Here is a 4149-nt window from a genome sequence, read left to right on the forward strand (position 1 = left end):
GTCCCGCCGACATAGCTGATGGCGTAGTTGCCCGAGCTCAGACCCCCGGCCGTGATCGTATAGCTCCCGGCATTCACCGCGCCCTGCGCCGTGCCGCCATAGCTCAGCGCCCCGCCCAGGTCGCCGGCGCCTTCACCCGCCACGAAACCGCTGTAGGCCACGCCAGCGCCGCCCGTGAAGGACTGGCCGTCATAGGTCTTCGTCGCGTTGGCAGCGGTTACCGTCAGCGCCTTGCGATCGATGCTCAGCGTTCCGCCGACATAGCTGATGGCGTAGTTGCCCGAGCTCAGGCCCCCGGCCGTGATCGTATAGCTGCCGGCATTCACCGCGCCCTGCGCCGTGCCGCCGTAGCTCAGCGTCCCGCCCAGGTCGCCGACGCCTTCACCGGCCACGAAGCCCGCATAGGTCACGCCGACGCCGCCCGTGAAGGACTGGCCGTCGTAGGTCTTCGTCGCGTTGGCCGCGGTTACCGTCAGCGCCGCCTGGTTCACCGTCAGGCCGCCCGCGACATAGCTGATGGCGTAGTTGCCCGAAGTCAGGCCCCCGGCCGTGATCGTGTAGCTGCCGGCATTCACCGCGCCCTGGGCTGTGCCGCCGTAGCTCAGTATCCCGCCCAGATCGCCGGCGTCCTCGCCCGCCACGAAGCCGGCGTAGGTCACGCCATTACCACCCGTGAAGGCCACGCCGTCGTAGGTCTTCGTCGCATTCGACGCCGTGATGGTCAGCGCCTTGCGATCGACGTTCAGCGTCCCGCCGACGTAGCTGATGGCATAGTTGTCCGAAGTCAGCCCCCCGGCCGTGATCGTGTAGCTCCCGGCATTCACCGCGCCCTGCGCCGTACCGCCGTAGCTCAGTGTCCCGCCCAGGTCACCGGCGTCCTCACCGGCCACGAAGCCGGCGTAGGTCACGCCGCTGCCACCGTTGAAGGCGACGCCGTCGTAGGTCTTCGTCGTATTGGCAGCGGTTACCGTCAGCGCCTTGCGATCGATGCTCAGCGTCCCGCCGACATAGCTGATGGCGTAGTTGCCCGAGCTCAGGCCCCCGGCCGTGATCGTGTAGCTCCCGGCGTTCACCGCGCCTTGCGCCGTGCCGCCATAGCTCAGCGTCCCGCCCAGGTCGCCGACGCCTTCACCCGCCACGAAGCCCGCATAGGTCACGCCGCTGCCACCGTTGAACGCGACGCCGTCGTAGGTCTTCGTCGCGTTGGCAGCGGTCACCGTCAGCGCCGCCTGGTTCACCGTCAAGCTGCCCGCCACATAGGTGATGGCATAGTTGCCCGAGCTCAGCCCCCCGGCCGTGATCGTGTAGCTCCCGGCATTCACCGCGCCCTGGGCCGTGCCGCCATAGCTCAGCGTCCCGCCCAGGTCACCCGCGTCCTCACCCGCCACGAAGCCGGCGTAGGTCACACCGGCGCCACCCGTGAAGGACTGGCCGTCATAGGTCTTCGTCGCGTCGGACGCCGCCACCGTCAGCGCCGCCTTGTTCACCGTCAAGCTGCCCGCCACGTAGCTGATGGCGTAGTTGCCCGAACTCAGGCCGCCGGCCGTGATCGTGTAGCTCCCGGCATTCACCGCGCCTTGCGCCGTGCCGCCATAGCTCAGCGTCCCGCCCAGGTCGCCGACGCCTTCACCCGCCACAAAGCCCGCATAGGTCACGCCGCTGCCACCGTTGAACGCGACGCCGTCGTAGGTCTTCGTCGCGTTGGTAGCGGTCACCGTCAGCGCCGCCTGGTTTACCGTCAAGCTGCCCGCGACATAGCTGATGGCATAGTTGCCCGAGCTCAAGCCCCCGGCCGTGATCGTATAGCTCCCGGCATTCACCGCGCCCTGCGCCGTGCCGCCATAGCTCAGCGCCCCGCCCAGGTCGCCGACGCCTTCACCGGCCACGAAGCCCGCATAGGTCACGCCGGCGCCGCCGTTGAACGCGACACCGTCATACGTCTTCGTCGCGTTGGCAGCGGTCACCGTCAGCGCCTTGCGATCGACGATCAGCGTCCCGCCGACGTAGCTGATGGCATAGTTGTCCGAAGTCAGCCCCCCGGCCGTGATCGTGTAGCTGCCGGCATTCACCGCGCCCTGCGACGTGCCGCCGTAGCTCAGCGTCCCGCCCAGATCGCCGGCGTCCTCGCCCGCCACGAAGCCGGCATAGGTCACGCCGACGCCGCCGTTGAAGGCCACGCCGTCGTAGGTCTTCGTCGCATCTGACGTCGTGATGGTCAGCGCCTTGCGATCGACGTTCAGCGTTCCGCCGACATAGCTGATGGCGTAGTTGCCCGAGCTCATGCCGCCGGCCGTGATCGTGTAGCTGCCGGCATTCACCGCGCCCTGTGCCGTGCCGCCGTAGCTCAGCGCCCCGCCCAGGTCGCCGACGCCTTCACCCGCCACAAAGCCCGCATAGGTCACGCCGGCGCCGCCCGTGAAGGACTGGCCGTCGTAGGTCTTCGTCGCGTTCGACACCGTGATGGTCAGCGCCTTGCGATCGATGCTCAGCGTCCCGCCGACATAGCTGATGGCGTAGTTGCCCGAACTCAGGCCGCCGGCCGTGATCGTGTAGCTGCCGGCATTCACCGCGCCCTGCGCCGTACCGCCATAGCTCAGCGTCCCGCCGAGATCGCCCGCGTCCTCACCCGCCACGAAGCCCGCATAGGTCACGCCATTGCCGCCGTTGAAGGACTGGCCGTCGTAGGTCTTGGTCGCGTTCGACGCCGTCACCGTCAGCGCCGCCTGGTTCACCGTCAAGCTGCCCGCCACATAGGTGATGGCATAGTTGCCCGAGCTCAGCCCCCCGGCCGTGATCGTGTAGCTCCCTGCATTCACCGCGCCCTGGGCCGTGCCGCCATAGCTCAGCGTCCCGCCCAGATCGCCCGCGTCCTCACCCGCCACGAAGCCCGCATAGGTCACGCCATTGCCGCCGTTGAAGGCCACGCCGTCATAGGTCTTCGTCGTATTGGCAGCGGTTACCGTCAGCGCCTTGCGATCGACGTTCAGCGTCCCGCCGACATAGCTGATGGCGTAGTTGCCCGAAGTCAGGCCCCCGGCCGTGATCGTGTAGCTCCCGGCATTCACCGCGCCCTGGGCCGCACCGCCGTAGCTCAACGTCCCGCCCAGGTCACCCGCGTCCTCGCCCACCACGAAACCGGCGTAGGTCACGCCAGCGCCGCCCGTGAAGGCCACGCCGTCATACGTCTTCGTCGCGTTGGCAGCGGTTACCGTCAGCGCCGCCTGGTTCACCGTCAAGCTGCCCGCCACATAGGTGATGGCGTAGTTGCCCGAGCTCAGCCCCCCGGCCGTGATCGTGTAGCTCCCTGCATTCACCGCGCCCTGGGCCGTGCCGCCATAGCTCAGCGTCCCGCCCAGATCGCCCGCGTCCTCACCCGCCACGAAGCCCGCATAGGTCACGCCATTGCCGCCGTTGAAGGCCACGCCGTCATAGGTCTTCGTCGTATTGGCAGCGGTTACCGTCAGCGCCTTGCGATCGACGTTCAGCGTCCCGCCGACATAGCTGATGGCGTAGTTGCCCGAAGTCAGGCCCCCGGCCGTGATCGTGTAGCTCCCGGCATTCACCGCGCCCTGCGCCGTGCCGCCGTAGCTCAGCGTCCCGCCCAGGTCGCCGGCGCCTTCACCCGCCACGAAACCGCTGTAGGTCACGCCAGCGCCGCCCGTGAAGGACTGGCCGTCATAGGTCTTCGTCGCGTTGGCAGCGGTTACCGTCAGCGCCGCCTGGTTCACCGTCAAGCTGCCCGCGACATAGCTGATGGCGTAGTTGCCCGAGCTCAGGCCCCCGGCCGTGATCGTGTAGCTCCCGGCATTCACCGCGCCCTGCGACGTGCCGCCGTAGCTCAGCGTCCCGCCCAGATCGCCGGCGTCCTCGCCCGCCACGAAGCCGGCATAGGTCACGCCATTGCCGCCGTTGAAGGACTGGCCGTCGTAGGTCTTCGTCGCGTTGGCAGCGGTTACCGTCAGCGCCGCCTGGTTCACCGTCAAGCTGCCGGCCCCATAGCTGATGGCGTAGTTGCCCGAGCTCAGCCCCCCGGCCGTGATCGTATAGCTCCCGGCATTCACCGCGCCCTGCGCCGTGCCGCCGTAGCTCAGCGTCCCGCCCAGGTCGCCGACGCCTTCACCGGCCACGAAGCCCGCATAGGTCACGCCG

At 68.4% G+C, this 4149-nt stretch carries 1 protein-coding gene; it reads right to left on the reverse strand.

The features are described 5' to 3' along the window. A partial coding sequence (locus tag DKG74_RS21910; protein WP_279340907.1) for a beta strand repeat-containing protein occupies positions 1–4149 on the reverse strand: 4149 nt, incomplete at both ends.

The sequence above is a fragment of the Zavarzinia aquatilis genome (assembly GCF_003173035.1).
GTDB classification, from domain to species: domain Bacteria; phylum Pseudomonadota; class Alphaproteobacteria; order Zavarziniales; family Zavarziniaceae; genus Zavarzinia; species Zavarzinia aquatilis.